At 75.9% G+C, this 24748-nt stretch carries 27 protein-coding genes and 1 riboswitch; of the genes, 10 read left to right on the top strand and 17 right to left on the bottom strand.

From position 1 onward, the window contains the following. Positions 1-2 precede the first annotated feature (2 nt). The gene (locus AB0G13_RS16950; RefSeq protein ID WP_357875073.1) at positions 3-182 is read right to left on the bottom strand and encodes a potassium transporter TrkA; all 180 of its coding nucleotides are present in this window, start codon (positions 180-182) and stop codon (positions 3-5) included. Positions 183-329: 147 nt separating this feature from the next. Between AB0G13_RS16950 and AB0G13_RS16945 the strand changes: the two genes are divergently transcribed. Beyond that, on the top strand, positions 330-581 hold the full coding sequence (locus AB0G13_RS16945; RefSeq protein WP_357875070.1) for a hypothetical protein: 252 nt from the start codon (positions 330-332) through the stop codon (positions 579-581). Here AB0G13_RS16945 and AB0G13_RS16940 read toward each other — a convergent pair. Further along, positions 544-2151 carry an amidohydrolase gene (locus AB0G13_RS16940; protein WP_357875067.1) on the bottom strand — a complete coding sequence of 536 codons (1608 nt, stop codon included), beginning with the start codon at positions 2149-2151 and terminating at the stop codon, positions 544-546. The two genes, AB0G13_RS16945 and AB0G13_RS16940, sit on opposite strands and share 38 nt — an antisense overlap. A gap of 203 nt (positions 2152-2354) precedes the next feature. Here AB0G13_RS16940 and AB0G13_RS16935 point away from each other — a divergent pair, with 203 nt between their 5' ends. The 4 genes from AB0G13_RS16935 (at position 2355) to AB0G13_RS16920 (ending at position 6817) form a co-directional block, all read left to right on the top strand. Beyond that, a complete protein-coding gene (locus AB0G13_RS16935) occupies positions 2355-2921 on the top strand; it encodes a sigma-70 family RNA polymerase sigma factor (protein ID WP_357875063.1) in 567 nt (188 codons plus the stop codon). Positions 2922-3009: 88 nt separating this feature from the next. Continuing rightward, positions 3010-3765 (top strand): zf-HC2 domain-containing protein, encoded by a 756-nt coding sequence (locus tag AB0G13_RS16930; RefSeq protein ID WP_357875060.1) that lies wholly within the window; start codon positions 3010-3012, stop codon positions 3763-3765. A gap of 81 nt (positions 3766-3846) precedes the next feature. Beyond that, a complete protein-coding gene (locus AB0G13_RS16925) occupies positions 3847-4449 on the top strand; it encodes a copper resistance CopC family protein (protein WP_357875057.1) in 603 nt (200 codons plus the stop codon). Positions 4450-4558: 109 nt separating this feature from the next. Beyond that, on the top strand, positions 4559-6817 hold the full coding sequence (locus tag AB0G13_RS16920) for a bifunctional copper resistance protein CopD/cytochrome c oxidase assembly protein (protein ID WP_357875054.1): 2259 nt from the start codon (positions 4559-4561) through the stop codon (positions 6815-6817). Between the two features lie 7 nt (positions 6818-6824). On the opposite strand, the gene AB0G13_RS16915 is transcribed toward AB0G13_RS16920, so the two are convergent. The 13 genes from AB0G13_RS16915 to AB0G13_RS16855 all read right to left on the bottom strand — a co-directional run bounded on the left by AB0G13_RS16915 (position 6825) and on the right by AB0G13_RS16855 (position 20101). Next, positions 6825-7190: a hypothetical protein gene (locus tag AB0G13_RS16915; protein ID WP_357875052.1), complete on the bottom strand. Its 366-nt coding sequence runs from the start codon at positions 7188-7190 to the stop codon at positions 6825-6827. Beyond that, entirely contained in the window at positions 7187-7954 is a 768-nt protein-coding gene (locus tag AB0G13_RS16910; protein ID WP_357875049.1) for an ABC transporter ATP-binding protein, read from the bottom strand. The genes AB0G13_RS16915 and AB0G13_RS16910 overlap by 4 nt, the downstream gene beginning before the upstream one ends. Next, positions 7954-9033, bottom strand: coding sequence for an iron chelate uptake ABC transporter family permease subunit (locus AB0G13_RS16905; protein WP_357875046.1), 1080 nt, complete (start codon positions 9031-9033; stop codon positions 7954-7956). Before AB0G13_RS16905 ends, AB0G13_RS16910 begins: the two co-directional genes overlap by 1 nt. A 5-nt stretch (positions 9034-9038) precedes the next feature. Then, complete coding sequence (locus AB0G13_RS16900) at positions 9039-10052, bottom strand: ABC transporter substrate-binding protein (RefSeq protein WP_357875043.1); 1014 nt, start codon at positions 10050-10052, stop codon at positions 9039-9041. A gap of 28 nt (positions 10053-10080) precedes the next feature. Continuing rightward, a riboswitch (cobalamin riboswitch) is annotated at positions 10081-10262 on the bottom strand. Between the two features lie 63 nt (positions 10263-10325). Further along, positions 10326-10997, bottom strand: coding sequence for an ATP-binding cassette domain-containing protein (locus tag AB0G13_RS16895; RefSeq protein ID WP_357875040.1), 672 nt, complete (start codon positions 10995-10997; stop codon positions 10326-10328). Next, the gene (locus AB0G13_RS16890) at positions 10994-12055 is read right to left on the bottom strand and encodes an ABC transporter ATP-binding protein (protein ID WP_357875037.1); all 1062 of its coding nucleotides are present in this window, start codon (positions 12053-12055) and stop codon (positions 10994-10996) included. The genes AB0G13_RS16895 and AB0G13_RS16890 overlap by 4 nt, the downstream gene beginning before the upstream one ends. Next, positions 12052-12921 (bottom strand): ABC transporter permease, encoded by an 870-nt coding sequence (locus AB0G13_RS16885; RefSeq protein ID WP_357875034.1) that lies wholly within the window; start codon positions 12919-12921, stop codon positions 12052-12054. Before AB0G13_RS16885 ends, AB0G13_RS16890 begins: the two co-directional genes overlap by 4 nt. Continuing rightward, complete coding sequence (locus tag AB0G13_RS16880) at positions 12914-13957, bottom strand: ABC transporter permease (protein WP_357875031.1); 1044 nt, start codon at positions 13955-13957, stop codon at positions 12914-12916. Before AB0G13_RS16880 ends, AB0G13_RS16885 begins: the two co-directional genes overlap by 8 nt. After that, positions 13954-15549: an ABC transporter substrate-binding protein gene (locus tag AB0G13_RS16875; RefSeq protein WP_357875028.1), complete on the bottom strand. Its 1596-nt coding sequence runs from the start codon at positions 15547-15549 to the stop codon at positions 13954-13956. The genes AB0G13_RS16880 and AB0G13_RS16875 overlap by 4 nt, the downstream gene beginning before the upstream one ends. 467 nt (positions 15550-16016) lie before the next feature. Next, on the bottom strand, positions 16017-16775 hold the full coding sequence (locus tag AB0G13_RS16870) for an SRPBCC domain-containing protein (RefSeq protein ID WP_357875025.1): 759 nt from the start codon (positions 16773-16775) through the stop codon (positions 16017-16019). Between the two features lies 1 nt (position 16776). Continuing rightward, a complete protein-coding gene (locus AB0G13_RS16865; RefSeq protein ID WP_357875022.1) occupies positions 16777-17385 on the bottom strand; it encodes a helix-turn-helix domain-containing protein in 609 nt (202 codons plus the stop codon). A gap of 69 nt (positions 17386-17454) precedes the next feature. Next, entirely contained in the window at positions 17455-19539 is a 2085-nt protein-coding gene (locus AB0G13_RS16860) for a heavy metal translocating P-type ATPase (RefSeq protein WP_357875019.1), read from the bottom strand. Positions 19540-19693: 154 nt separating this feature from the next. After that, complete coding sequence (locus AB0G13_RS16855; protein ID WP_357875016.1) at positions 19694-20101, bottom strand: four-helix bundle copper-binding protein; 408 nt, start codon at positions 20099-20101, stop codon at positions 19694-19696. Positions 20102-20200: 99 nt separating this feature from the next. Here AB0G13_RS16855 and yidD point away from each other — a divergent pair, with 99 nt between their 5' ends. The 4 genes from yidD (at position 20201) to AB0G13_RS16835 (ending at position 22994) form a co-directional block, all read left to right on the top strand. Continuing rightward, entirely contained in the window at positions 20201-20524 is a 324-nt protein-coding gene (gene yidD, locus AB0G13_RS16850) for a membrane protein insertion efficiency factor YidD (RefSeq protein ID WP_357875013.1), read from the top strand. A gap of 49 nt (positions 20525-20573) precedes the next feature. Beyond that, positions 20574-21029, top strand: a complete 456-nt coding sequence (locus tag AB0G13_RS16845) for an ATP-binding protein (RefSeq protein ID WP_357875010.1) — start codon at positions 20574-20576, stop codon at positions 21027-21029. Between the two features lie 175 nt (positions 21030-21204). Next, on the top strand, positions 21205-22038 hold the full coding sequence (locus AB0G13_RS16840) for an MEDS domain-containing protein (RefSeq protein ID WP_357875007.1): 834 nt from the start codon (positions 21205-21207) through the stop codon (positions 22036-22038). Beyond that, positions 22035-22994, top strand: a complete 960-nt coding sequence (locus tag AB0G13_RS16835) for a sensor histidine kinase (RefSeq protein ID WP_357875003.1) — start codon at positions 22035-22037, stop codon at positions 22992-22994. Before AB0G13_RS16840 ends, AB0G13_RS16835 begins: the two co-directional genes overlap by 4 nt. On the opposite strand, the gene AB0G13_RS16830 is transcribed toward AB0G13_RS16835, so the two are convergent. Continuing rightward, positions 22954-23832, bottom strand: a complete 879-nt coding sequence (locus tag AB0G13_RS16830) for a cytochrome c oxidase assembly protein (RefSeq protein ID WP_357875000.1) — start codon at positions 23830-23832, stop codon at positions 22954-22956. The genes AB0G13_RS16835 and AB0G13_RS16830 overlap by 41 nt on opposite strands. After that, positions 23829-24293, bottom strand: coding sequence for a DUF2243 domain-containing protein (locus tag AB0G13_RS16825; RefSeq protein ID WP_357874997.1), 465 nt, complete (start codon positions 24291-24293; stop codon positions 23829-23831). Before AB0G13_RS16825 ends, AB0G13_RS16830 begins: the two co-directional genes overlap by 4 nt. Positions 24294-24521: 228 nt before the next feature. On the opposite strand from AB0G13_RS16825, the gene AB0G13_RS16820 reads away from it, so the two are divergent. Further along, positions 24522-24662: a hypothetical protein gene (locus tag AB0G13_RS16820; protein ID WP_357874994.1), complete on the top strand. Its 141-nt coding sequence runs from the start codon at positions 24522-24524 to the stop codon at positions 24660-24662. Positions 24663-24748 lie beyond the last annotated feature (86 nt).

The raw sequence follows: 24748 nt of genomic DNA, 5'->3' as shown, positions 1-24748 counted from the left end.
GCCTACGCCTCGCTCCTGGCCAGCACCAGGGTGTGCAGCGCGGTGTCCGGGTCCTTCGGGTGGTAGACGACCAGGTCACGCTGGCCGTTGACGTGCGAGATGACGGCGGCCCGCTGGCCCTTCGCCGTCGTGAAGCGCTGGCAGACACCGATCCCGGCCATCACCGTACGTTCGAACCGCATGGCCGCCCCCTGTTCCTCGCGTACCTCCTCCCTATCATGATCAGGAGGCGATCGCCCACCCTCCGGACACCCTTGCCACCCTGGTGAGCAGGGCGGACGGCCCGCTCCCCGAGCGCGACGGCCGACGCGCCAGATCGAGGATTACGGATGGGTGGGACGATGCGGAACAGGGCGCTGGTGTCGACCCGGACGGCCCTCGCCGCCGTACCCCTGCTGACCTGGACCAGGCGGCGCCGCGAGGTGCGCGCGATCGCCCGCGTGCCCGCGCCGCGCGACGTCGCCGTGTTCGTCATGCCCGCCGGGCCGGGGCGCGCCGCGCTGGCCGTCTGCCGCGCGCCCCGGGAGGTCGCCGCGGCGGCGGTCAGCGCTGCCAGCGCACGACCCCGCCGACCACGGTGAGCGCCACCGTGAGGTCGCGCAGGTCCGCCGGCTCGACCTGGTACGGGTCGGTGGGCAGCGCGATGAAGTCCGCGAGCATGCCGGGGGTCAGCCGCCCCTTCAGGTGCTCCTCGTAGGAGGCGTACGCGCCGGCCTCGGTGAAGCAGCGCAGCGCCGTGTCGAGACTGACCCGCTCGTGCGGGTCCACGCCGCCCGGCGGGGTGCCGTCGGGCTGCTGCCGGGTCACCGCGGCGTGGATGCCGAAGAACGGGTCCGGGTCCTCCACCGGGGCGTCCGAGCCGAACGCCACCGTCGCGCCGGCGTCCAGCAGGCTCTGCCAGGCGTACGAGGCGAGGTCCCGGCCAGCGAGCATCCTGCTGGTCAGGGGGATGTCGCTGGTGCAGTGGGTGGGCTGCATCGAGGCGGTCACGCCCAGCCGGGCGAGCAGCGGCACGTCCGCAGGCCGCAGGTGCTGGGTGTGTTCGATCCGGTGCCGCAGCCGCCGTACCGCCCCGGCGACGGTCGGGTTGGTGCGCGCCGACTCCTGCCAGTTGGCGTACGCCCGCAGCACCATCTGGTTCGCGGCGTCGCCGATGGCGTGCGCCGCGACGGCGATGCCGGCGCCGGCCGCCTTCGCCACCAGCCGCTCGAACTCCTCCGCCGGGGTGACCGCGATGCCGTGGTTGTGCGGCTCCCCGTCGTACGGCTCGGTCATCAGGCAGGTGTGCGAGCCGAGCGCCCCGTCGGTGAAGATCTTGACCGGGCCGGTGCTCAGCCAGCGGTTCCCGTCGCCGGTCGCCCAGCCGAGGTCGATCACCTCGTCCAACGCGGTCGACGGGATCGACTTGTGCACCCGCAGCGGCAGCTCGCCCCGGGCGTACAGGGTCTCGTAGGCGGCCCGGCAGTCCTGCCCGTCGAGGTCGTGGATGCTGGTCAGGCCGACGGAGAGCAGCCGGGGCAGGTGGGTGCGCAACTGCGCGACCAGGTCACCGGCGAGCGAGGAGCGCAGGACGTCGTAGGCCGCGTCCCCGGCCGCCTCCCGCAGGATGCCGGTCGGCTCGCCGCGTTCGTCGCGGGCGATCTGCCCGCCGACCGGGTCGGGGGTGTCGGCGTCGATGCCGAGCCGCCGGAGGGCGGCGGTGTTGACCCAGGTGGTGTGCCCGTCGATGCTGGGCAGCACGGCGGGCCGGTCCGGGCAGACGCGGTCCAGGTCGGCCCGGGTCGGTTGCACCGGCCGGTCCCACTTGTGGCTGTCCCAGCGCCCGCCGAAGAGCCAGGCGTCGGGCGCCAGGGTGGCGGCGTGCCGCCCGATCCGCGTCAACGCCTCGTCGAGGCTGGTCGTGCCACGCAGGTCCACCTGCTCCAGGCCGCGTACGTAGAGCGCCGAGTGGAGGTGGCTGTCGATCAGCCCGGGCAGCACGGTCATCCCGCCGAGGTCGACCCGGCGCGCCCCGCCGCCGGCCCGGTCGCGGCACTCGTCGAGGCTTCCGACGGCGACGATCCGCTCGCCGCGCACCAGCATGGCCTCGGCGCGTGGACGGGCGGGGTCGAGCGTGTGGATCAGGGCGTTCTCGAAAACCGTAGCGGTCATGGGCTGCCTGCTTCGACGGTCGGGTGGGGGGCCAACCATGCTAGACAGCCGCCGGCGACGGGCACCGGGCACCCGGGCGGGGTGGCGCCGAGGGCCGGCCGGCACCGGGCCGCCTGCGGTACGCTACCGGCCAGTCACTACTACGACCTGTCGTGCTTGTCGTCGGGCACCCGCCCTCCGGCGGCCCGACACGGAGGTGCCGGATGGCCGACGACGCGGAGCTGACCGCGTGGGCGCTGGCCGCCGGCCGGGGTGACCCGACCGCCGCCGCCTGCTTCGTCCGGGCGACGCAGCAGCAGGTCCGGCGCTTCCTCGCCGCGATGGTCGCGCCCCGCGAGGCCGACGACCTGGCCCAGGAGACCTTCCTGCGGGCGATGCGGTCGTTGCCGTCGTACGCCGGACGCTCCTCGACGCGCACGTGGCTGCTCACCATCGCCCGCCGGGTCGCGGCGGACCACGTCCGCACCGTGACGTCACGGCCGCGCACGGTGCCGATGCCGGACGGGTACGACGTCCCCGACCCGACGCACAGCGGCTTCGACCGGCGGGTCGTGCTCGAACGCCTCATCGCGGCGCTGCCCAGGGACCGGCGGGAGGCGTTCGTCGCCACCCAGGTCCTCGGCCTGTCCTACGCCGAGGCGGCGGAGGTGTGCGGCTGCCCGGTGGGCACCATCCGTTCCCGGGTGGCCCGGGCCCGGGAGGATCTGGTCGCCGCCGTGCGCAGCTGGTCCGGGCCAGACGCGCGCCGGGGCGGCACCGCCACGGGCTGAGCGGCACTCCCCGCGCTGACCTGCGGGAAGGCGACGGTCCACCAAACTGCGCGGGAACCAACGACGCGTCCGGGCCGACTACCGGTACATGGGGTGCGAGCAGTGGCGCGAGGTGCTGTCGGCGCAGTTGGACGGGGAGGAGACCGCCGCCGAGCGGACGGCGGTGGCGGCCCACCTGACCGGCTGCGGCGGCTGCCGGGCGTGGTACGACCAGGCCACGGCGGTGACCCGCCGGGCCCGGCTCTCGGTGGCCGTCTCCGGTGACGACCTCACCGACGTCATCCTCGGCACGTTGCCCACGCCGGCCCCGCGCCGCCGGCGGGAGCGGGTCGTGCTCACCCTGCGGGCGGTCCTGGGTCTGGTCGGGGCGCTGCAACTCGTGCTGGGCCTGGCGCAGGTCGGACGCGGCACGGCGAGCGCACACGCGCACGCGGCGGCCGGCGGGCTGATGTCGGGGCACCTGTGGCACGAGTCGGCGGCGTGGAACGTCGCCGTGGGCGCGGGCTTCCTGTTCGTCGCGGCCCGGCGCACACGACCGACCGGGCTGGTGCCGACGTTGAGCGCCTTCGTCGGCATGCTCGCGCTGCTGTCGGTCAACGACCTGCTGACCGGGCGGGTGGACACCGCCCGGCTGGTCAGCCACGGCTTCCTGCTCGCGGGCTACGTCATCGTCGTCGCCCTGTCCCGCCCGGGGCTGCGCCCCGACGGCCCGACCCGGCGCAGCCGTCCGGACGAACCCCGCTGGAGCCTGCCCGCCGACGAGCCCACGGAGTCGCCGGGCCTGCGGCTGCTCCCGTCGCCGTACCCCGGCTCCGCGCACGTCTCCGACCGCCGCGCGGCCTGACCGGAACCACCCGTCCCCCTCGGCACCTCCTCGGCCCCCAGTTGCCCGGCCGACCACCACCGACCAGGAGAAGCACCAGACATGCACACCCGGTTCCGCCACCCGACCGCCGCGGCCCTCGTCGCCGCCGCGCTGGCCGCCGCCGCGCTGCTGCTCGTACCGGCCGCCCCCGCCGCCGCGCACAACACGCTGCGGGCCGCCAGCCCCGCCGACGGCGAGCGCCTGACGACGCCGCCGACGCGGGTCACGCTGGAGTTCGCGCAGCGGCTCGACCCGACCTTCACCACCATCGCGCTGACCGACGCCGACCGGGGGAAGGTCCCCACCGGTGCGCCCACCGTCGACGGGACGAAGGGGACGGTGACGGTCGACGAGACGCTGGGCGAGGGCACCTACACCGTCGCCTACCGGATCGTCTCCGCCGACGGGCATCCCGTGCAGGGCTCGTACCGGTTCACCGTCGTCGGCGGCGACGCCGCTGCCGGGGCGACCGCCGCCCCGCCGGCCACCGGATCGGCCGGCCCCACCGCCGCCTCCACCGGGTCGGCCGGCCCCGCCGCCGCTCCCGCGACCGGCTCCGGCGGCTTCGGGACGGGCGCCGCCGCGCTGGTGGCCGCCGGGGTCCTGGTGGCCGTCCTCGGCGGGGCCACGCTGCTGCTGCGTCGGCGCCGCGAGACCCACTGACCGGCAGCACCCCGACCTCGACACCCCGGCGCCGCACCACCGCGTCGCGAACCGCCGCACCACCGGGTCGCGAACCGCCGCCCCGCCCCGAACACCAAGGGACACCGACGTGCCAGACACCACTTCCCGCCCTGCCCACCCCGCCCGGCTCCCGGGTGCCGACTCCGTGGCGGCGACGGCGGTGGGCGACGCCGTACCCGCCGGGGGCCCGCCCGGCGCCGGCGGCCGTCCCGGCGCGCGGGGCCGTGGCGCGTGGCTCGTGCCCGTCGCGGCCGTGGCGTCGGCGGTGGCCGTGCTCCTGCTCGGCCTGCGTGCCGGCGACGCGGTCGCGGTCGCGATCCCCGGGCTGCCGAATCCGGGGCCGGTCACGGCGTGGGCGCTGCCCGTGGTCCGGCTGCTCGCCGACGGCCTCGCGACCCTGACGGTCGGGATGGCGGTGACGGCGGCGTTCCTGCTGCCCGGCGACGGGCGGAGCGTCTCGGCGTACGGCTGGCTGCTGCTGCGCCGCGCGGGCGCGGCGGCCACGGCCTGGGCGGTGGCCGCGGTGGCGCTGATCGTGCTGACGGTGTCGGACCTGCTCGGCGTCCCCGTGGACGGGCTCGGCGCCGCCACCGTGGTCAGCTTCGCCACCTCGATCTCGCAGGGGCAGGCGCTGCTGCTCCAGGCGGGGCTGGCGCTGGCGGTGGCGGTGCTGGCCCGGGTGGGGGTGTCGCGCGGGCTCGCCGCCGCGGCGGCGTCGATCGCGCTGGTCGGGGTGCTGCCGCCGGCGTTCACCGGGCACGCCGCCGGGGCGGGCAACCACCAGATCGCGGTGTCCAGCCTCGCCCTGCACGTGCTGGCCGCCGCCCTCTGGGTCGGCGGGCTGGTGGCGCTGCTGATGGTCCGCCGCAGCCGACAGCTGGCCGACGCCGCCGACCGGTACGGCCGCCTCGCCCTGGGCTGTTTCGTGGCCGTCGCGGTGAGCGGGTCGGCCAACGCCGCCGTACGCCTCGGCGACGTGGCCGAGCTCTGGCAGTCCCGGTACGGCTGGCTGGTCCTCGGCAAGCTCGTCGCCCTGGCGGTGCTGGGCACCCTGGGCGCCGTGCACCGGTCGCGGACCCTGCCGGCCCTGCGCGCGGGCCGACGCGGTGCGTTCGCCCGGCTGGCCGCCGGCGAGCTGGTCGTGTTCGCCGCCACCGTCGGGCTGGCGGTGGCGTTGTCCCGCAGCCCCACCCCGGTGACGCAGGACCCGCTCGACGCCGATCCGATCACCGAGCTGCTCGGCTTCCCGATGCCCGCCGCGCCGACCCCGGAACGGCTGGTCGGCCAGCCACTGCCGGACATGTTCTTCCTGACCCTCACCGTCCTCGGCATCGGTGGCTACCTGGCCGGGGTGTGGCGGCTGCACCGGGCCGGCCACCGCTGGCCGGTCGCCCGGACCGCGAGCTGGTCGGCCGGCCTGCTGCTGCTGGCCGCCGTCACCAACCTGGGCGTGGCCCGCTACGCGTACGTGCTGTTCAGCGCCCACATGGTGCAGCACATGGTGCTGTCGATGCTGGTGCCGATCCTGCTCGTCGGCGGCGCCCCGGTCACCCTCGCGCTGCGCGCCCTGCGTCGCCCCGCCGACCCGCAGGTCCGCGGCGCCCGGGAGTGGCTGCTGCTGGCGCTGCACAGCCGACCAGCGAGGCTGCTCACCCACCCCCTGGTCGCGCTGGGCATCTACGCCGGCAGCCTCTTCGGCCTCTACCTGAGCGACCTGCTCGGCACGCTGATGCGCTCCCACCTCGGCCACCTGGCCATGCTCACCCACTTCGTGGTGGCCGGGTACCTGCTGTTCTGGGTGCTCATCGGGATCGACCTGGGCCGGCCGAGGCTCGCCCACCCCCTCCTGGTGATCATCCACCTCGCGTCGATGATGGCGCACGGCTTCTTCGGCCTCGTGCTGATGCAGACCACCACCCTCATCGCCCCGGACTGGTACGTCGCCGTCCACCCCGACTGGGCGTCGTCGCTGATCGAGGACCAGAAGCTGGGCGCGGGCATCGCCTGGGCGTTCGGGGAGATCCCCGCCGCGGTCGTCCTGGTCGTGCTGGTCCGCCAGTGGATCCGCGCCGACCGGCGGGAACAGGCCCGCCTCGACCGGGCCGCCGCGCGCGCCGAGGCCAGCGGCGAGCCGGACGACCTGGCCCGCTACAACGCCTTCCTCGCCGCCGCCGGCCGCGCCGATCCCACCGCCCCCGGCCGCGCCGACGACGGCCGGGTGGGCAACGGCCCGACCGGTGACGGCGGCCCGACCGGTGACGGCGGCCCGGCGGCGACGACCGGCGACGGTCGGGCCGGTGCGGCGGGGACCGGCGACGGTCGGGCCGGTGCGGCGGGGACCGCCTGAGGCCGCCTCACCGGCCGGGGTCGAACGCCGGCGCGACCACCGACAGCTCCAGCGCGGCGGGCAGCGGCGCCACGCCCGGCCCGCCGGCCCGGACCCATCCGGCGATGTCGTCGACGACGGCGTCGTCCAGGACCAGGCCGAACCAGACCGGCCGCGCGCCGGCGCGGCGTGCCGCCGGGGTGGGATGCACGACGACCAGGTTGGACTGCGCGCAGAGGTCGAGGCAGGCGCTGATCCGTACCCGGTGCGGTGGAGGCAGCCCGGCGCGCAGCCGCCGCAGCTGCGCGTCGTGGTCGACGGACGGGTGCTTGCGGGTGCTGCCGCAGCAGCAGTCGCGGCAGACGGTGACGAGGCACCCGGGTGCGACGGTCATGGCGCGGGCGGGTGGTAGGTGATGGCGGGCCCTCCGGTGGCCGGGTGCGCCCCGACGTCGGCCCGCACCCCGTAGACGTCGGCGAGCAGCCCGGGCGTGAGGACCTCGGCGGGCGTGCCGGCGGCGACGACCCGCCCGGCGGCCAGGACGACCACCGCGTCGCAGAACATGGCGGCCAGGTTGAGGTCGTGCAGCGCGGCCAGGGTGGTGACCCCGGAGCGGCGGACCAGGTGCAGCAGGTGCAACTGGTGGCCGATGTCGAGGTGGTTGGTGGGCTCGTCGAGCAACAGCAGCAGCGGTTGCTGGGCCAGGGCGCGGGCCAGCTGCACCCGCTGCCGCTCGCCGCCGGAGAGGGTGCGCCAGCGGCGGTCGGCGTACCCGTCCAGGTCCACCCGGGCCAGCGCGTCCGCCGCGGCGGCCCGGTCGGCGGCGCTGTCGGACCAGCGCGAGCCGCGATGGGGCGTACGGCCAAGCAGCACCACCTCGCCGACGGTGAGGTCCAGGTCCGTGTCGGCGTGCTGGGCGAGCAGCGCGGCACGGCGGGCCAGCGTGGCCCGGGGCAGGGTGGCGACGTCGTCGCCGTCGACCGTGACCAGCCCCGTGTCCGGCGCGGCGAGCCGGGCGACGATCCGCAGCAGGGTGGTCTTGCCGCAGCCGTTGGGGCCGAGCAGCCCGACGAGGCTGCTCGGCGGCACCGCGCAGGTGACGTCGTCGAGGATCCGCCGGGCCGCGACGGACCAGGAGACGCCGGTGACGGTGAGCATCAGCCACGCACCTTCCGCCGGTGCAGCAGCACCACGAAGGCGGGCACGCCGAGCAGGGCCGTCAGCACGCCGACCGGCAGTTCCCGGGGCGCGAAGAGGGTCCGCGCGGCGGTGTCCACCCAGACCAGGAAGATCGCACCGGCGAGGACGACGACGGGCAGCAGGCGCCGGTGGTCCGCCCCGGTGAGGAACCGGGCGGCGTGCGGCAGGATCAGCCCGACGAAGCCCACCGCGCCGCTGACGGCGACCAGCGCCGCGGTGAGCAGCGCGGTGGCGACCAGCAGCAGCCATCGGACCCGGGTGACGGGGACGCCGAGGCTCGCCGCGGCGTCCTCGCCGAAGGCGAACGCGTTGAGCGTGCGGGCGTACGCCGCCACCAGGGCGAGCACGGCGGCCAGGACCGGCGCGGCCCAGGCCAGGGCGGCCCAGTCGACGCGGGCCAACGAGCCGGAGAGCCAGAAGGTGATGCTCTGGGTGGCGTGCGGGTCGGCGACCCAGATGATGACGAACGAGGTCGCCGCCCCGCAGAGCTGCGCGACGGCCACGCCCGCCAGCACCACCCTGGTGGGGGCCAGGGCGGCCTGTCGGCCGGCCACCGCGGCGACGACCACGAACGCGGCCAGCGCCCCGGCGAAGGCGCCCCCGGTGAGCGCGGCGACCCCGCCGCCGAAGCCCAGGACGAGGACCGCGACCGCGCCGAGCGACGCCCCGGAGGAGACCCCGAGCAGGTACGGGTCGGCCAGCGGATTGCGGGTGACGGTCTGCATCACGGCGCCGGCGGCGGCCAGCCCGCCCCCCACCGCGGCGGCCCCGAGCACCCGGGGCAGGCGCAGCCGCCAGACGATGTGCTCGCGCAGCAGCGGCACCTCGGCGTGCGGGAGCCCCAGGCGGTCGGCCACGACCGACCAGACCGTCGACACGGGAATGTCGGCCGGACCGACGGTGACGGCCGCGCCGATCGACACGACCAGCCCGGCCAGCAACGCCACCAGCAGCGCCGCCAGGCCGACCGGGTGGGCCGCGCGGGCCCCGGCGGGGGCGGTACGGCGGGCCGGACCGGGGGCGGTGCGGCCGGCCACGGCGGTCAGCGGTCCGCCCCGGCGGGCAGCTGCGCCACGCCCGCGGCGAGCGCCCCGACGCCGAGCACGACGCGCACCCCGGCGGAGGTGGACGAGAACGGGACGACGACGAACCGCTGCCCGGCCACCGCGGGCAGGTCCTTCAGGCTGGGGTGCCGGGTGAGGAAGGCCCGCTTCGCGGCGGCCGCGTCCCAGCCCGCGTCGACCAGCACGATCACGTCGGGATCGCGGTCGACGACCGCCTCCCAGCTGGTGTCGGCCCAGCCGCCGCCGAGGTCGGCGAACACGTTCCCCACCCCGACCGCCGACATGATCATGTTGGGGCTGCCGCAGCAGGCGCCCACACTCGGCGCGTCGGTGCCGGCGTCCCACCAGAGCACGGACACGTCCCGGGCGGCGCCGACCCGGGCGGCGGCCGTGGCGATCCGGGCCCGCTGCTCGGCGATGAGCTTCTCGGCCCGCTCCGGCACCCCGAAGACGGCCGCCACGTCCCGGATCTCGGCGAACACGTCCTCGAGGGTCAGCTTCGCCGGCCGGTGCCGCCTCGGGCACCCGGCCGGCGAGAGGTACGTGCCGATGCCGAGTCCCGCGAGCGCGGCGCGGTCGCCGACGCCCTCGTCGCCGAAGGCACTGTGGAACGAGGCGTAGACGAAGTCCGGTGCCGCCTCCAGCAGCTTCTCCTTCGCCGGGTACCGGTCCGACAGCACCGGCACGGCGGCGTACGCGGCGGCGTGCTCCGGCAGGATCGCGTCGTCCAGGTACGCCGTGCCGGCCATCCGGTCGGCCAGGCCGAGCGCCAGCATGATCTCCGTGGCGGGCTGGTTCAGGGTCACCGCCCGCTCGGGCGGGGCGGCGACGGTGACCGGCGTACCGCAGTTGGTCAGCGTGACCGGGGCGGCGGACGGCGGGGGTGTCGTGGCCGGATCGTCCGTGGCGCAGCCGCCGAGCAGCACGACGAGGACGGACAGGGGCGCGGCAACGCGCCGGGACAGGGTGGGCCGCACAGCGCGCACGCGCATCGGGACCGCCTTCCAGCACCTCGTGGACGGGTCATCGCAGTGCCGTGGCCGGTCTCCTGGCTGACGGGAGGTGCGTCCGTGGCCGGCCTTCCCAGGCGTGTGACGCCCAGTGACCTCTTACGACGAGGGCCGCGGACTTCCCGATCACAGTGGCGAGGGCCGCACCGGTCTTGCACCGGCTTCCCGAACACCACGGCAGCGTTACCCTAGCCGCCGGCCCGCCCGGAAGTCACGTGACGAACACCATGAGGGACGGTCGGTCCGCTGGGGCGGTCAGGGCTGTGGCGGAGTCGGCAGGTCGACCACCCGGGTGGCCCAGCGGGCCATCAGCGCCGGGTCGTGGGTGATGAGCAGGACCCCGGCGGCGTGCTGCCGCTGGTAGTCGGTGACGACGGCCGCGAGGTGCGCCTGGGTGGAGGCGTCCAGCATGGCGGTGGCCTCGTCGCAGAGCAGGTAGTCCGGCCGGTGCACGAGCGCGCGGGCGAGGCAGGCGCGTTGCAGCTGCCCGTCGCTGACCGCGTGCGGGCGGCGGGCGAGCAGGTCGGGCGTGAGGCCGACGAGGTCGGCCAGCTCCGCCGCCCGGGCCCGCGCCTGCGCCTCGGGTGTGCCGGTGGCGCGGAGCGGTTCGGCGATGATGTCGGCGAGGCCCAGCCGGGGGTCGGTGGCGGCGCGGGGGCTCTGGAACAGGATCGCGACGCGGGTGCGGACGGCGGCGGGCAGCCGGTGCCGGGCGCCCGCCACCGGGTGGCCGTCGAGGGTGACGTGCCCGGCCTCGGGGGCGTGCAGCAGGGCGAGGACCCGGGCGAGGGTGGACTTGCCGCTGCCCGAGGGCCCGCGCAGGCCGACCGTCTCGCCGGGGGCGACGCGCAGGTCGACGCCGTCGAGGACGCGGCGGCGGCCGTAGGAGACCGTGACCTGGTGGGCGGCGAGCGCGGTACTGGTCATGCCGGCGCTCCGAGGGTCAGCGGGTGGTGACAGGCGACCCGGCCCGGGACGCCCGCCGCGGGCGCGGGCGGGGTGCGGCAGACGTCGGTGGCACGGCCGCAGCGCGGGGCGAAGGCGCAGCCGGGAGGCAGGTCGGTGAGCATCGGCGGGTGGCCGGGGACCGGCCGGAAGGCCCGTTCGGGCAGGGCGTCGAGCAGGCCGGCGGTGTAGGGGTGGGCGGGCGCCGCGAACAGCTCCGCCGTGGGCCGTCGTTCCACGATCCGGCTGGCGTACATCACGGCGACCGTGTCGGCGACCCGGCGGGCGGCGGCCAGGTCGTGGGTGATGAGCAGGACGGCGCCGCCGGCGTCGCAGCGGCGGCGCAGCAGGTCGAGGGTGTGGTCGACCAGGGGCCGGTCGAGGCCCGTGGTGGGTTCGTCGGCGAGCAGCAGCGGCGGGTCGGGGGCGAGCGCGAGGGCGGTGGCCAGGCGTTGGGCCATGCCGCCGGAGAGCTCGTGGGGATAGCGGTCGAGGTCGGCGGCGTCGAGGCCGACGTCGGCGGCGACCCGCTCGGCCGCCGCGGGCGCCTCCCGCCGGGTGTGCCCGTGGGCGCGCAGGGTCTCCTCCAGCAGCCGCCGGCCCGTCCGCACGGGGGTCAGCGCGGTGGCGGGGCTCTGCGGCACCAGCCCGACCGCCCGGCCGCGTACGGCGCGGGCTAGGTGACGCTCGGAGGAGCCGGCCAGGTCGATCTCCGCCCCGGTGGGCGGGCGCAGGCGGGCGTGGCCCGTGACGGTGGCGTTGCCGGGGAGCAGGCCGAGCAGGGCGTGCGCGAGGACCGACTTGCCGCAGCCGGACTCCCCGACCACGGCCAGGAGTTCGCCCGGGTGGACGGTCAGGCGCAGGTCGGTGACGGCCTGCACCACGGCGTCGCGGAGCTGGAAGCGGACGGTCAGCCCGTCGACCTCCAGCAGGCCGGGCCGACCGTCGGCCGCGGTGCCGCCCGTGCCAACGGAGTCGGCCGTCGCGACGGTCCCGGCGGGGTCGGCCGGGGCGGCGGTGGGCTCGCGGGTGGTGGTCACAGGTTCAGCTCCGCTCGTACGCGCGGGTCGAGGCGGTCGCGCCACCGGCCGGTGAGGGCGGCCAGGGCCAGCGTCACGACGACGAGGAGCAGGCCGGGCACGATGCTGGCCCACCAGGCGCCGGTGAGCAGGGAGCGCTGCCCGTCGTTGATCATGTTGCCGATCGAGGCCAGGTGCGGGGGCAGGCCGAGGCCGAGGAAGGACAGCGCGGTCTCGTGCCAGACGGCGTGCGGCACCATCAGCGTGGTGGCCAGCGCCAGCCGGGGCAGCACGTGCGGGAGCAGGTGCCGGGTGATCACCCGGGCGCGGCTGGCGCCGCCGGAGATCGCGGCGTCGATGAACGGCCGGGTGCGCAGGCTGAGCAGCTCCGAGCGGACGATGCGGGCGGTGGAGAGCCAGTGCGTCAGCCCGATCGACAGGATCACCGCGCCCAGGCTCGGCCGCAGCATCGCGACGATGAAGATGCCCAGCAGCAGGTGCGGCAGCGCCGCGATGGTGTCGACCACCCGCATCAGCACCCGGTCGACCCAGCCGCCGAGGGTGCCGGCCACCGCGCCGACGAGGCCGCCGATCACGGTGGCGACGAGCGCGGCGACCGCGCCGACGAGCAGCGAGACCCGCAGGCCGTAGAGGCTGCGGTGGGCCACGTCGCGGCCCAGGTCGTCGGTGCCGGCCGGGTGCGCCCAGGAGGGCGCGAGCCGGGTGCTGGCCAGGTCCACCGCGCTCTCGTCGAGCGGCCAGAGGACGGGGGCGAGGAGGCAGGCCAGGCCCGCGCCGACGAGCACGGTCCAGGCGACGGCGGCACCGACCCGGCCCGTACGCGGCTTCGGCCGCCGGACCCGGACGGGCAGGGCGAGGTCAGTCATCGAGGCGTACCCGGGGATCGGCGGCGGCGTAGGCGAGGTCGGTGCCGAGGTTCGCGGCCAGCACCACGACGGTGGTGGCCAGGGTGGTGGCGGCCAGCAACGGGAAGTCGCTGCCCAGCGCGCCCTGGACGGTGACCGCGCCGAGGCCGGGCAGGGAGAACACGGTCTCCACCAGGACGGCGCCGCCGATGAGCTCCGGCAGGTGGGTGCCGACGAGGGTGAGGAACGGCAGCAGCGCGGTACGCAGGGCGTGGCCGAACAGGACCGTACGGCCGGGCAGCCCTCGGGCCCGGGCGGCGAGGACGTGGTCGTCGCGGAGGCTGTCGGCGACGGCGTCCCGGATGAACAGGACGAACCACGGCGTCTGGGCGATCGCCAGCACGCCCACCGGCAGGATCAGGTGCCGGGCCACGTCGGCGGGGTCGGTGCCGGTGGCGGTGATGTCGGTGAGCCCGCCCGCCGGCAGCCACCCGAGGGTGAGGGCGAACAGGGCGATCGCGGCCAGCCCGATCCAGAACACCGGCATCGACTGCACGGTGTACGCGGTGGCGCGCAGCCCCCGGTCGAACCAGCCCCCGCGCCGGTACGCGGCCAGCGTGCCCAGCAGCAGGCTCGCCACGAGGACGAGGGCGAGGGCGGCGCCGACGAGCAGCAGGGTCCAGCCGGCGCGGGCGGCGAGCACGGAGGTGACCGGCTCGTGGCGGCTGGTGGACCAGCCCAGGTCGCCCTGGAGCAGGTTGCCCACCCAGCGGAGGTACTGCACCGGCAGGGGGTCGTCGACGCCCCAGTTGGCGCGGATCTGCGCCAGGTTCTCCTCGCTGGTGGTGAACGCCGCCGCGCCCGCGTACTGCTGGGCGGGGTCGATCGGCGAGGCCGCGCCGAGGGCGAACATGCCGACGCTGGTGGCGGCGAGGATGGGCACGGCCACCAGCAGCCGCCGGCGGACGACCTTGCCGGCTCCGGCCATCCGGCGCGTCCGGCGTCGGGCCGTGGTCTTCGCCGGGGCCGGCGCGACTGTCGGGGCGGGCGTCGTCACGACTTCCTCGTCCAGGTGTGGATGTTCCACCAGAGGCTGTTGGCGACGTCGTGCTCGTGCGGCTCCACCCGCGGGGTCACCCCGGCGACCGCGTCCTTCACCACGTAGGTGTGCTGGAGGTAGGTGAGGAACACCCACGGCGCGTCGGTGGCGAGCTGCTTCTGGAACGTGGCGTACGCGGCCCTGCGGGTGGCCGGGTCGGCGCTGGCGCGGCCGTCCTGCAACGCCTTGTCCACCACGGGCGACCGGTAGGAGCCGGGGTTGAAGAAGCCCTGGCCGGCGAAGACGGAGCCGAAGAGCTTGTAGGAGACGAAGTCCGGGTCGTACGGGGTGCCGTAGCCCATGACGAGCGCGTCGCTCTTCATCCGGGGCGTGATCGCGTCCCAGGTCAGGCCCTCAGGGGTGATCCTGATGCCGACCTTCTTCGCGTCGGCGGTCACCGCGAGGGCGAGTTCCTTGCGGAGGCTGTCGGTGGCCGGGTACATGAGCGCGAACGCCGCCTGCCGGCCGTCCTTGGTGCGGATCCCGTCCGGGCCCGGCTTCCAGCCCGCGGCGTCGAGGGCGGCAGTCGCGGCAGCCGGGTCGGCGGCGGGCTTGCCGACGATCGACGGCTCGGCGAACTCCGACGTCGGCGGGACCGGCCCGAACGCCGGCTCGCCCGCCCCGCCGAGCAGGCCGGTGACCATCGCCGCGCGGTCCACCGCCGCGTTCAGCGCCCGCCGCACCGCGAGGTCGGCGGTGACCGGGTTGCCCATCGGCAGCATCACGCCCCGGTAGTCGGCGGTGGGCACCCGCTGCACCCGGTAGCCGGCCTGCCCGTCGAACCCGGTGGCCAGCTTCGGGGCCAGCTCCGCCGCGTCGAACTCCCCCGCCCGCATCCGCTGCGCGCGTACGTTGTCGTCGGCGACGAACGCCACCACCACGCCGCTGTTGGCGGGCTTGCCGCCCCAGTAGCTGTCGTTGGCCGCGAGCACGAGCCGGTCGCCCGGGGTCCACGACGTCACGCGGTACGGGCCGGTGCCCACCGGCTTGCGGTTGAACTCGGCCTTGTTGATGTCCTGCCCGGCCAGGGCCTTCGCCGGCACGATCCCCAGGGCCAGCCGCTGCGGGAAGGGCGCGTAGGCGTACTTCAGCGTGAACACTACGGTCGACGGGTCGGGCGCGGTGACCGAGGCGAGCATGTCCAGGTCGGAGCGGAGCGTGGAGTCGACCTTCGGATCCAGCACCGCCTGGTAGGTGAAGACCACGTCCTGCGCGGTCAACGGGCTGCCGTCGTGGAACAGCACGCCGTCGCGCAGCCTCGCGGTGACGGTCCTGCCGTCAGCCGACACGGTCGGCAGCTCCCGCGCCAGCGCCGGCACCAGCTCGTTGCGGGCGCCGCGGGCGACCAGCCCGTCGAAGATCAGGGAGCCGCCGTCGACGCCGTAGTTCAGCACCGGGTTCAGTGCGTCCGGCTCGCCCGCCGTCGCCACGACGAGGGTGCCGGCGCCACCCGCGCCCGTCGCCGTGGTCGTCGGCGAGGAGCAGCCGGCCACGGCGAGGACCCCGGCGACGGCGATCGCCGTCACGCGCTTGGACACAGGCGTACCCATCACATGCTCCCGGGTCTGTTCTCCGCACGACCGCCCGGCGTCACGCCGGGTCGGCGTCCTGGTCTGGCCGACCGTGCCCGCAGCGGTCCACGGTCACGAGCGGGCGGACGCCCCGGCGATGGCTTGATCATCGCGCGCCGAGGCAGCCGGCCACTAACGCCAGCATTCCGCAATTGCCAATCTGATGCAACAAGCGTGGCCCGGCCGTGTCGCCCAGGCCACACCCCGCCCCCGGCCGTGATCGCCTGTCGGACCGGAAGCAGGGTACGGCCCGGCACGGGGACCTCGTGATCGACCCGCACGGGCACCGACGGCCGGCGCGGGTGGCAGGCCAGCGCGTCCGCGTCGTCCACGACCGCCTCGCCGCTTCCGGCCTGCGGGCAGCACGCCGGAAGCGGCCCCGCACGTCGCTGAGTGCGGGGCCGCTTCCGGTGGTGGAGCGGGTGGCCGGGCCACCCGCCGGCGGGTCAGCCGACGGGCAGGGCGGCCAGCCAGTCCTGCCAGGCCCGCTCGGCCCGGGCCGGGTCCTGCCCGGCGGCGAAGACGTGGTGGCCGAGGACCAGGGCGTCGCCGCGCTCGGCGCCGGAGTAGAGGAACCGGTAGAGCGCGTCGGCGGTACGGACGCCGACATAGGTCGGGAGGCCGGCGAGGTCGACGACGCCCTCGATCGGCGGCAGGCCGCCGACGGTGAACCGGACCCGGTCCCCCTCGGCGATCGGGCCGGCGACGCCGAAGGCCTCGGCCACGGCCGCCCACACCCGGTCCGCGCCGCCGGCGTCCGGACGGAACGCCGAGACCGGGGCCGCGGTCCGGCCGGGGAAGTGGGCGAGGTACGCGGCCAGCGTCCCGAGGTACATGTCCCAGCCGATGCCCATCGCCTCGTACTCGGCCTCCCAGCTGTCCCCGAGGATGCCGCTCTGGACGAGCCGCAGGGTCGTGCTGCCCTGCTCGCGGCCCTCGATGAGGTATTCCAGGGCCATGAAGGTGCCGTCCGGGGCCGGCTCGGTGCGGTCGGCCAGCCGCTTCCCGGGCTCCCACGCGGTGATCGTCGACTCCTCGACCTGACCGGCCATCGTCAGGCGGGTCCGGCCGCCCTCGCCCGGCTCGACCTCGGTGCGGCCCATGAACCAGGAGTCGATGCCCGGACCGGTGGCGATGGCCTCCCACACCTGCTCGGGCGTGGCGGCCAGCTCGACGTCCTTGCGCAGCTCGAAGTGGTGTCCCATGTCAGTGCTCCTCGTTTGCGGTGCTGTCGTCGGGGTCGGCGCTGGGGTGCAGGGCGACCACCACCCGGTGGTCGCGGCCGCCGGGGGCGTGCTCGTCGTGGTACTTGCCGACCAGGGCCGTGACGGCGGCCGCCAACTCCTCGGCGAAGGCCGCCCGGTCGCTCGCCGAGGCGAACCGGACGGTGCCGTCGACGGCGAACGTCGCCACCCGCTGCTTCGCCCGCTCGGCGCCGGTGACGAGCGCGCCGACGTCCTGCACGAGGCGGGCGGCCAGCGCCAGCAGCCACCGCGCCGACAGCCGGTCCGGCGACTGCGCCGGGTCGGGCCGCACGGCGGCGAGGGCCACCGGCGAGATCACGTACGACGCCGCGGTCGCCCGCATGACCCGCTCGGTCACGTTGCCCTTGCGGCGCTCCTCCACCAGCTCAATCAGGCCGTGCTGCTCCAGCGCCCGGAGGTGGTAGTTGACCTTCTGCCGCGGCAGGCCGACGCGGGCGGCGAGCATCGTCGCCGAGGCCGGCTCGGCGAGCGCGGCCAGCAGCCGGGCCCGCATCGGGTCCAGCGACGCCTCGGCCGCCGCCGGGTCCTCGATCACTGCGATGTCGAACATGACCACAGGGTTCCACCGACAGTTTTTCCTGTCAAGACAATTCTGTTGGTCGGCAGGATGAGCGGCGGCTCACTCTCCGGGGCCCAGGCGGACGCGGCGCAGCAGCTGGGCGTTGAGCGCCACCACGATCGTCGAGGCGGACATCAGGATCGCGGCGACCGCCGGGCTGAGCGTCACCCCGGCCCAGGCCAGCACGCCCGCGGCCAGCGGCAGGGCGACGACGTTGTAGCCGGCCGCCCAGCCCAGGTTCTGGATCATCTTCCGGTACGAGGCCCGGGACAGCCGGATCACGCCGGTGACGCCGCGCGGGTCGGACGAGGCGAGCACCACCCCGGCGGACTCGATCGCCACGTCGGTGCCGGCGCCGATGGCGATCCCCACGTCGGCGCGGGCCAGGGCGGGGGCGTCGTTCACCCCGTCGCCGACCATCGCCACCCGCAACCCGCGCCGTTGCAGGTCGGCCACGGCGTCGTCCTTGTCGGCGGGCAGCACCTCGGCGAAGACCTCGTCGACGCCGGGACGGAAGCCGAGGTCGGCGGCGACCGCCTCGGCGACCGGGCGGGCGTCCCCCGTGATCATCACGATCTTGCCGACGCCCTGCGCCCGCAGTTCGGCGATCGCCTCGCGGGCCTCGGGGCGGACCTGATCCTCCAGCGCGAGGGCGCCGAGGACGCTGGCCGTGTCGCCGTCGAGGCGCAGCAGGTGCAGCACCGCCGCGCCCCGGCGCGACCAGTCGGCCTGCCGGTCGGCCAGGTCGTCGGGCACCCGCGCGCCCAACTCGCGGAGCAGGGCGGGCCCCCCGACGGCGTACGCCGTGTCGTCGACCTCGGCGCGGACGCCGCGCCCGGTCAGCGAGCGGAACCCCGTCGCCCGCCGGGCCACGCCGCGCTCGGCCCCGGCGGCCACGATGGCCCGGGCCAGCGGATGCTCGCTGTCCGCCTCCACCGCCGCGGCCAGGGCGAGCACGTCGTCCCCGCTGCCGCCCCCCGTGGCCGCCACCCCCGACACCACGTGCTCACCCCGGGTCAGGGTGCCGGTCTTGTCGAACAGCACCGCGTCGACCGTGCGCATCCGCTCCAGCGCCAGCCGGTCCTTGACCAGGATCCCGCCCCGGGCCGCCACGGCGGTCGACAGCGCGATCACCAGCGGGATGGCCAGGCCCAGCGCGTGCGGGCAGGCGATCACCAGCACGGTGACGGTACGCACCACGGCCGCGCCGAGGTCGCCGAGCACGGCCCAGGTCACCAGGGTCGCCAGGGCCACCACGGTCGCGACGTAGAACAGCCAGGCCGCGAAGCGGTCGGCGAGCACCTGTGCGCGACCGCTGGACTGCTGGGCCTGGGCCACCAGGCGCTGGATGCCGGCCAGCGCGGTGTCCTCGCCGACCGCCTCGACGCGCACCCGGATCGCGGCGTCGGTGGCCACCGTGCCGGCGACCACCCGGTCCCCGACGCCGCGGGAGACCGGCCTCGACTCGCCGGTGACCATGGACTCGTCCAGCTCGGCGCCACCCTCGGTGATCCGTCCGTCGGCCGGCACCCGCCCGCCGGGGCGGACCAGCACCAGGTCGTCGACCCGCAGGTCCGCAACGGAGACCCGCTCGACCCCGCCGCCCGCCGTCACCCGTTCGGCGTCGTCGGGCAGCAGTGCCGCCAGGGCCGACAGCGCGCCCTGCGCCTGCCCGATGGCCTTCATCTCCTGCCAGTGCCCGAGCAGCATGATCGTGACCAGGGCCGCGAGCTCCCACCAGAAGTCCAGGTCGAAGATGCCGAGCGCGGTGGCCGCCGAGGCGAGGTAGGCCACCGTGATGGCCATCGCGATCAGCAGCATCATGCCCGGCGCCCGGTCCCGCACCTCCCGCACCGCGCCGAGGAGGAACGGCCAGCCGCCGTAGCAGAAGACGACCGTGCCGAGCACCGGGCCGACCCATGCCACGCCCGGGAACTCGAGCCGGTAGCCGAACCAGTCCATCACCATGTCGCTGGTCAGCACGATCGGCACGGTCAGCGCCAGGCTCAGCCAGAACTTCCGGCGGAACACCTCCGGGTCGTGCCCGGCGTGCTTGTCGTGGCCGCCGTGACCGCCCGCACCGTGGGCGGGCTCGCCCGTCGGCCGGGGCAGGTGGTCGTCGTGGTGGTGCGTCTCGTGGGGCATCTGCGCCTCCTCGCGACCACCATACATACCCCCTCGGGGTATCGTCACCGGTTCGGCCCGGTTACCCCGACCACCACGGGACAGGCCGGCGCCGGCATCCCGTACGGGATGCCAGCGCCGGCGCGCGGTCGACCACGTCGACCACCCGGACGGGTCAGCTCATGGTGGCGAGCAGGTCGCGGCAGGCCCGCTCGCACGCGCGGCAGGCGTCGGCGCAGACCCGGCAGTGCTCGTGCATGCCCGCGTGGCCGGCGCACTCGTCGCCGCAGGACTTGCAGGCGGTGGCGCACGCCTCCAGCATGCTGCGGCTGATGTTGGCGTCGTAGCCGGTGTGCCGGGACAGCACCCGGGCGGTCGTCGTGCAGATGTCCGCGCAGTCCAGGTTCGTCCGTACGCACTTCGTCAGCCCGGCGACCATGTCCTCGCTCAGGCAGGCGTCGGCGCAGGCGGTACATGCCTGGGCACAGGTGTTCAGCGCATCGATGACGGCGGCCAGCTTGGCCCGTTCCAGGTTGATCGACTTGGGATACGTCTCGAGCATCGGCATCGTGGTGCTGGGCACGGCGTTCTCCTCTCGGTCGTTGCCTGCGCACTACCCGCAACCGTGGCGGGGCATGCGGCCGGCCCCGCCGAGCCGGAGAACCGCCGGCGGCAACAGCGCATGTCGGAGTCGAGGAACCCCGACGGCTGCTGCGACTGCTGCGACCTGGGGCTGTTCTCCATCCTGCTGATGCTCGGCTCGGCGACGGCGGCGGCGACCCGGGCGCCCGTGCTGGACCGGGCGGGGGTGACGGCGATCCGGGGCTACCGCCGGTGGCTGTCGCCGCACTGGCCGGGACGGTGCCGGTTCACCCCGACGTGCGGGGCGTACGGCTTGACGGCGGTGGAGCGGCACGGGCTGGCGGTCGGGGGACGGATGGCCGCCGAGCGGGTGCGCCGCTGCCGTCCCGGGGTGCCCCGGGGCACCCACGACCCGGTGCGCTGACCGTTGTGCCGGGGGCATGAGCCGGCCGGAGATCGGGTAGGACGAGACCATGGGCCAGCTGAGCAGTTCCCCACCCCCGCGGCAGGCCACCGAGCTGCGGCGGTGGACGTTGTCGGAGGCGGCGGGCCTGCGCGCCCTGCGGGCGTCCCTGCACGAGGAACTGACCGGCGACGTGCTCGGTGAGGGCGAGGCCCTGGAGGAGGTCCCCGAGCTCGTCGCGCTGATCGCCACGGAGCTCGCCACGAACGCCCTGCGCCACGGGATCCCGCCGACCGTCGTCCGGCTGCTCGCCACCGACGAGTACCTCATCCTCGACGTCGCCGACCACGACCTGGGCTCCCTGCCGCAGCTCGCCGAGGCCCGGCCCGTCGGCGACGGCGGACGCGGCCTGGAGCTGGCCCGCGCCCTCTCCCTCGACGTCGGCTGGTACGCCACGGGCGCCACCAAGAACATCTGGGCGTCCTTCCCCCGCACCGCGCGCCTCAGCGGCGCGCGGAGGGCCTGACCGGGCACCTGGCTGACCGGGGTCGGCGAGGCCCCGGCGACGGAGCGGCCCGCCGGAGAAGCCCGACCAGGCGCGACGGCCCGGGCGGAGAGCGCCGCCCGAGGCGTCCCCGGCAGATCGCGGGCCGGGTGCCTGGTCCCGGGCGGCCTACACTGGTTGCCGTGAGGCAACCAGCATGATCAGCAGCGAACGGCGGGCCGCGCCGGGCGGCCACGTCTGCTGGTCGTACGACGACCCGAAGTCCCTCGCCGACCTGGCGGAGCGCCACCTCGCCGCGAGCCTCGCCGCCGGCGAGCGCTTCTGGTACGTGACACCGCGCCCCTCGGACCTGGTGGCCGAGCGGCTGCGGGCCCTGCCGAGCTTCACCGACGCCGTGCGTCGGGGCGCCGCCGCGGTGGTCCCCCTGGTCTCGACCTACTCGCCCGCCCACGTCGTCGATCCGGCCACGCAGGTCGCCGCCTACGCGGCCGCCACCGACGAGGCGCTGGCCGCCGGCCACAGCGGGCTGCGCGTGGTCGCGGAGGCCACCGAACTGGTCCGCACCCCGGCCCAGCTGGACGTCTTCACCCGCTACGAGCACCTCATCGACCGCTACATGCGCACCCGGCCGTTCAAGGCGGCGTGCGCCTACCACCGGCTGAAGCTGGGTGACCGGGCGGTCACCGAGCTGGCCTGCATGCATCCGCGGAGCAACGTCGAGGACCTGCTGTTCCGGTTGTACGCCGTGCCGCCCGCCGACGGGCACGCCGCGCTCGCCGGCGAGCTGGACATGTCGAACCACGAGCTGTTCCGCACCGCCCTGGACCGCGCCGACCCGCGGCCCACCGACGGTGAGCTGGTGCTGTCGGCGGCCGACCTGCGCTTCGTGGACCACCGTGCCCTGGCCCACCTGGCCGAGTACGCGCACCGGCGCGGCGCGACCGCCGTGCTGCGCACCCCCCGCTCGGCCGCGGCCCGCCTGGTGGACCTGCTGGACCTGCCCGGGATCCGGGTGGAGGTCACGCCATGAGGACGGGTGCGGCCGCCCAGCACCACGGCTACTACCACGAGGCCGTCCGCTACGACACCGACGACGAGCTGCTCGCGGTGGCGGTGCCGTTCCTGCTCGGCGGCGCCGACGCGGGCGAGCCGACCTTCGTCGCACTGGGCGAGCGCACCGGCGGCCTGGTCCGCTCGGCGCTGCCGGCCGGTTCCCCGGTCGAGTTCCTGCCCGGCGGCGACCTCTACTCCCGGCCCGCCGCCGCCATCCGCTCCTACCGGGAGCTCCTCGCCGAACTGGTGGCCGCCGGCGCCGGGCAGATCCGGATCATCGGTGAGGTGCCCCCGGCCTCGTTCCGCGCGACCTGGGACTGGTGGGCCCGCTACGAGTCGGCGATCAACCACGCCTACGACGACTTCCCACTGTGGAGCATGTGCGCGTACGACACCCGGATCACGCCGCCGGAGGTGCTGGCGGACGTGGCCCGGACGCACCCCCGCTTCGCCACCGCCGACGGGCGGCACGTGCCCAGCCCGACCTGGACGCCGCCCACGGAATACCTGCGGCAGTGCCCCCGGGTCGCACCCGACCCCCTCCAGGCGCGGCCGCCGGTCGTCGAGCTGACCGACCCGACGGCGGCCGAGGCGCGCGCCGCCGTGCACAAGGCCGACCAGGGCCAGCTGCCGGTCGACGACGTGGAGGACCTGGTCGTCGCGGTCAGCGAGATCGTCACCAACGCGCTGCGCCACGGCAGGCCGCCGGTCCGACTGCGCGTCTGGGCCGGCGACGACCGCATCGTGGCGACGGTCAGCGACGGCGGCGACGGGCCGGGCGACCCGTTCTGCGGGCTGCTCCCCGCGTCCGACGGGGCTCCCGGCGGGCTCGGTCTCTGGATCACCTACCAGTCCTGCAACCACGTGACCTGGCAGCGCGACGACGGCGGCTTCACCCTGCGGCTGACGGCCGGGCACGCGTACGCCGGCTGACCGGACCGACCCGGACGGCCGCGCGCCCCGGCGCGGGCCCGGGCGGGTCCGCGTCGGCGGACGGCGCCGGCCGGCGTGGCCGGCGCCGGTGGTACCAGGCCGCGAAGAGGGCGGCGGCGAGCAGCAATTCGGCGACGTCGCCGCCGTAGTACATCAACCGGGCCGCCGCGCGCAGCGCCGCGACGTCCCGGTCGGGCAGCCCGGGCGGCAGGGTGGCGGCGTGCGCGTAGAGGTACTTCGCCAGCACGGCGTGCCCGGCGCCCGCGCCGAGCAGCGCGCCGGCCCGCACCGCCAGGCCCGGCCGGCGCGGGGCCGGGTCCGGGCCGGCCACCGACCAGGCGAGCAGGTAGCCGGCGGCGACGTAGTGCACGTGCAGGGCGTGGTGCAGCACCGGGTTCCGCTCGGCCGCCGCGTAGAGCGGGGTGAGCAGCACCAGCGCCAGCCCGCCCGTGGTGAGCAGCGCCGCCGTCACCGGATGGGCGAGCACGTGCACCGGCCCGGCCCGCAGGAACCGGCCCACCCGGCGGCCGGCCGGCGGCGGGACGACCCGCAGCAGCAGGGTCACCGGCGCGCCGAGGGCCAGCGCGAGCGGCGCGACCATGCCCAGCAGCAGGTGCTGGGCCATGTGGACGCGGGGGTCGCCGGGCCCGCCGGCCAGCGGGCCGAGGGCGACCGCGAGCACCGCGCAGCCGGCCAGCCAGGCGACCGTACGCCGGCGACGCCAGCCGCGCCGGTCCCGGGACACCGCCAGCAGGTAACCGGCGGCGAGCAACGCGACCGCCGCGAGCGGCAGCGGGTCCGGCCCGGCGGCCGCACCGGTGTACGCGAGCGCCGTCACCGGGCGTCGCGGCCGGGGCGGGAGCGTACCCGCCAGGTCACCCACGCGCCGCACAGCAACAGCACCACCGCCGCCACGTTCCACACCACGTCGTACGGGAGCAGGTGCACCCCGTAGCGGATCTGGTGCAGCCGCAGCACCTTGTGGTCGACGATCCCGTCGAAGAGCTGGAACGCCCCGGCGCCGAGCAGGAATCCGCCCCAGGCGGCCCGGGGCACCAGGGCACCCCGGCGGCGCAGGTCGGCGAACCAGAAGAAGCCGCCGACCAGGGCGAGCAGCTCGGCCGAGTGCAGCAGCCCGTCGGAGAGCAGCCCGACGGAGGGGGTGGAGCGGTCGTAGAAGTGGTGCCAGCCGAGGAGCTGGTGGAAGACGATCTCGTCGACGGCCGCCATCACCGCCGCGCCGATCACGGCGGCGGCGAGGACGGACCGGCGGAGACCAGGTGCGCCGGAGCGGTTCACCGCAACCACGATCCCGCCATCTCCACCTCGCATCGCTCGCGTGCCCCGGAACTACCCGGGACCGGCCGGACCATGCGGAGGTTCCCCGCCGGCCAGGCGGTCGGGCCGGGGGGTTGCGGTGGCACCGGTCACGACCGGCGGACGGCGGGCGGGCCCGGAGGTACCTTCGGCGGGCGGGCGACGATCGTTTCCCGGCGCGGGAGAAACAGACCCCAGGAGGACACGGCCGTGCCGGACGCCGAGGAACTCATCAGCGACGCGCTCGCGGCGGTGCGCGGCACCGACGTACGCCTCGCGGAGCGACAGCTGGACCGGCTGATGATCGGGACGGGCGCCGCGGACGGCGCGGCGGCGGTGGACGCCGAGTGATCCTCACCAGTGTACGGCGAAGCGACGAGCCCGCCACCGGACCACGGACGGGTAGTGGGCGGGCTCACCATCGTCGTCGTACGCGG

The sequence above is a fragment of the Micromonospora sp. NPDC023633 genome (assembly GCF_040640035.1).
In the GTDB taxonomy this organism is placed as follows: domain Bacteria; phylum Actinomycetota; class Actinomycetes; order Mycobacteriales; family Micromonosporaceae; genus Micromonospora.
Note: the sequence above shows the minus strand (reverse complement) of the source record. Positions and strands in the feature narration are given on the sequence as shown.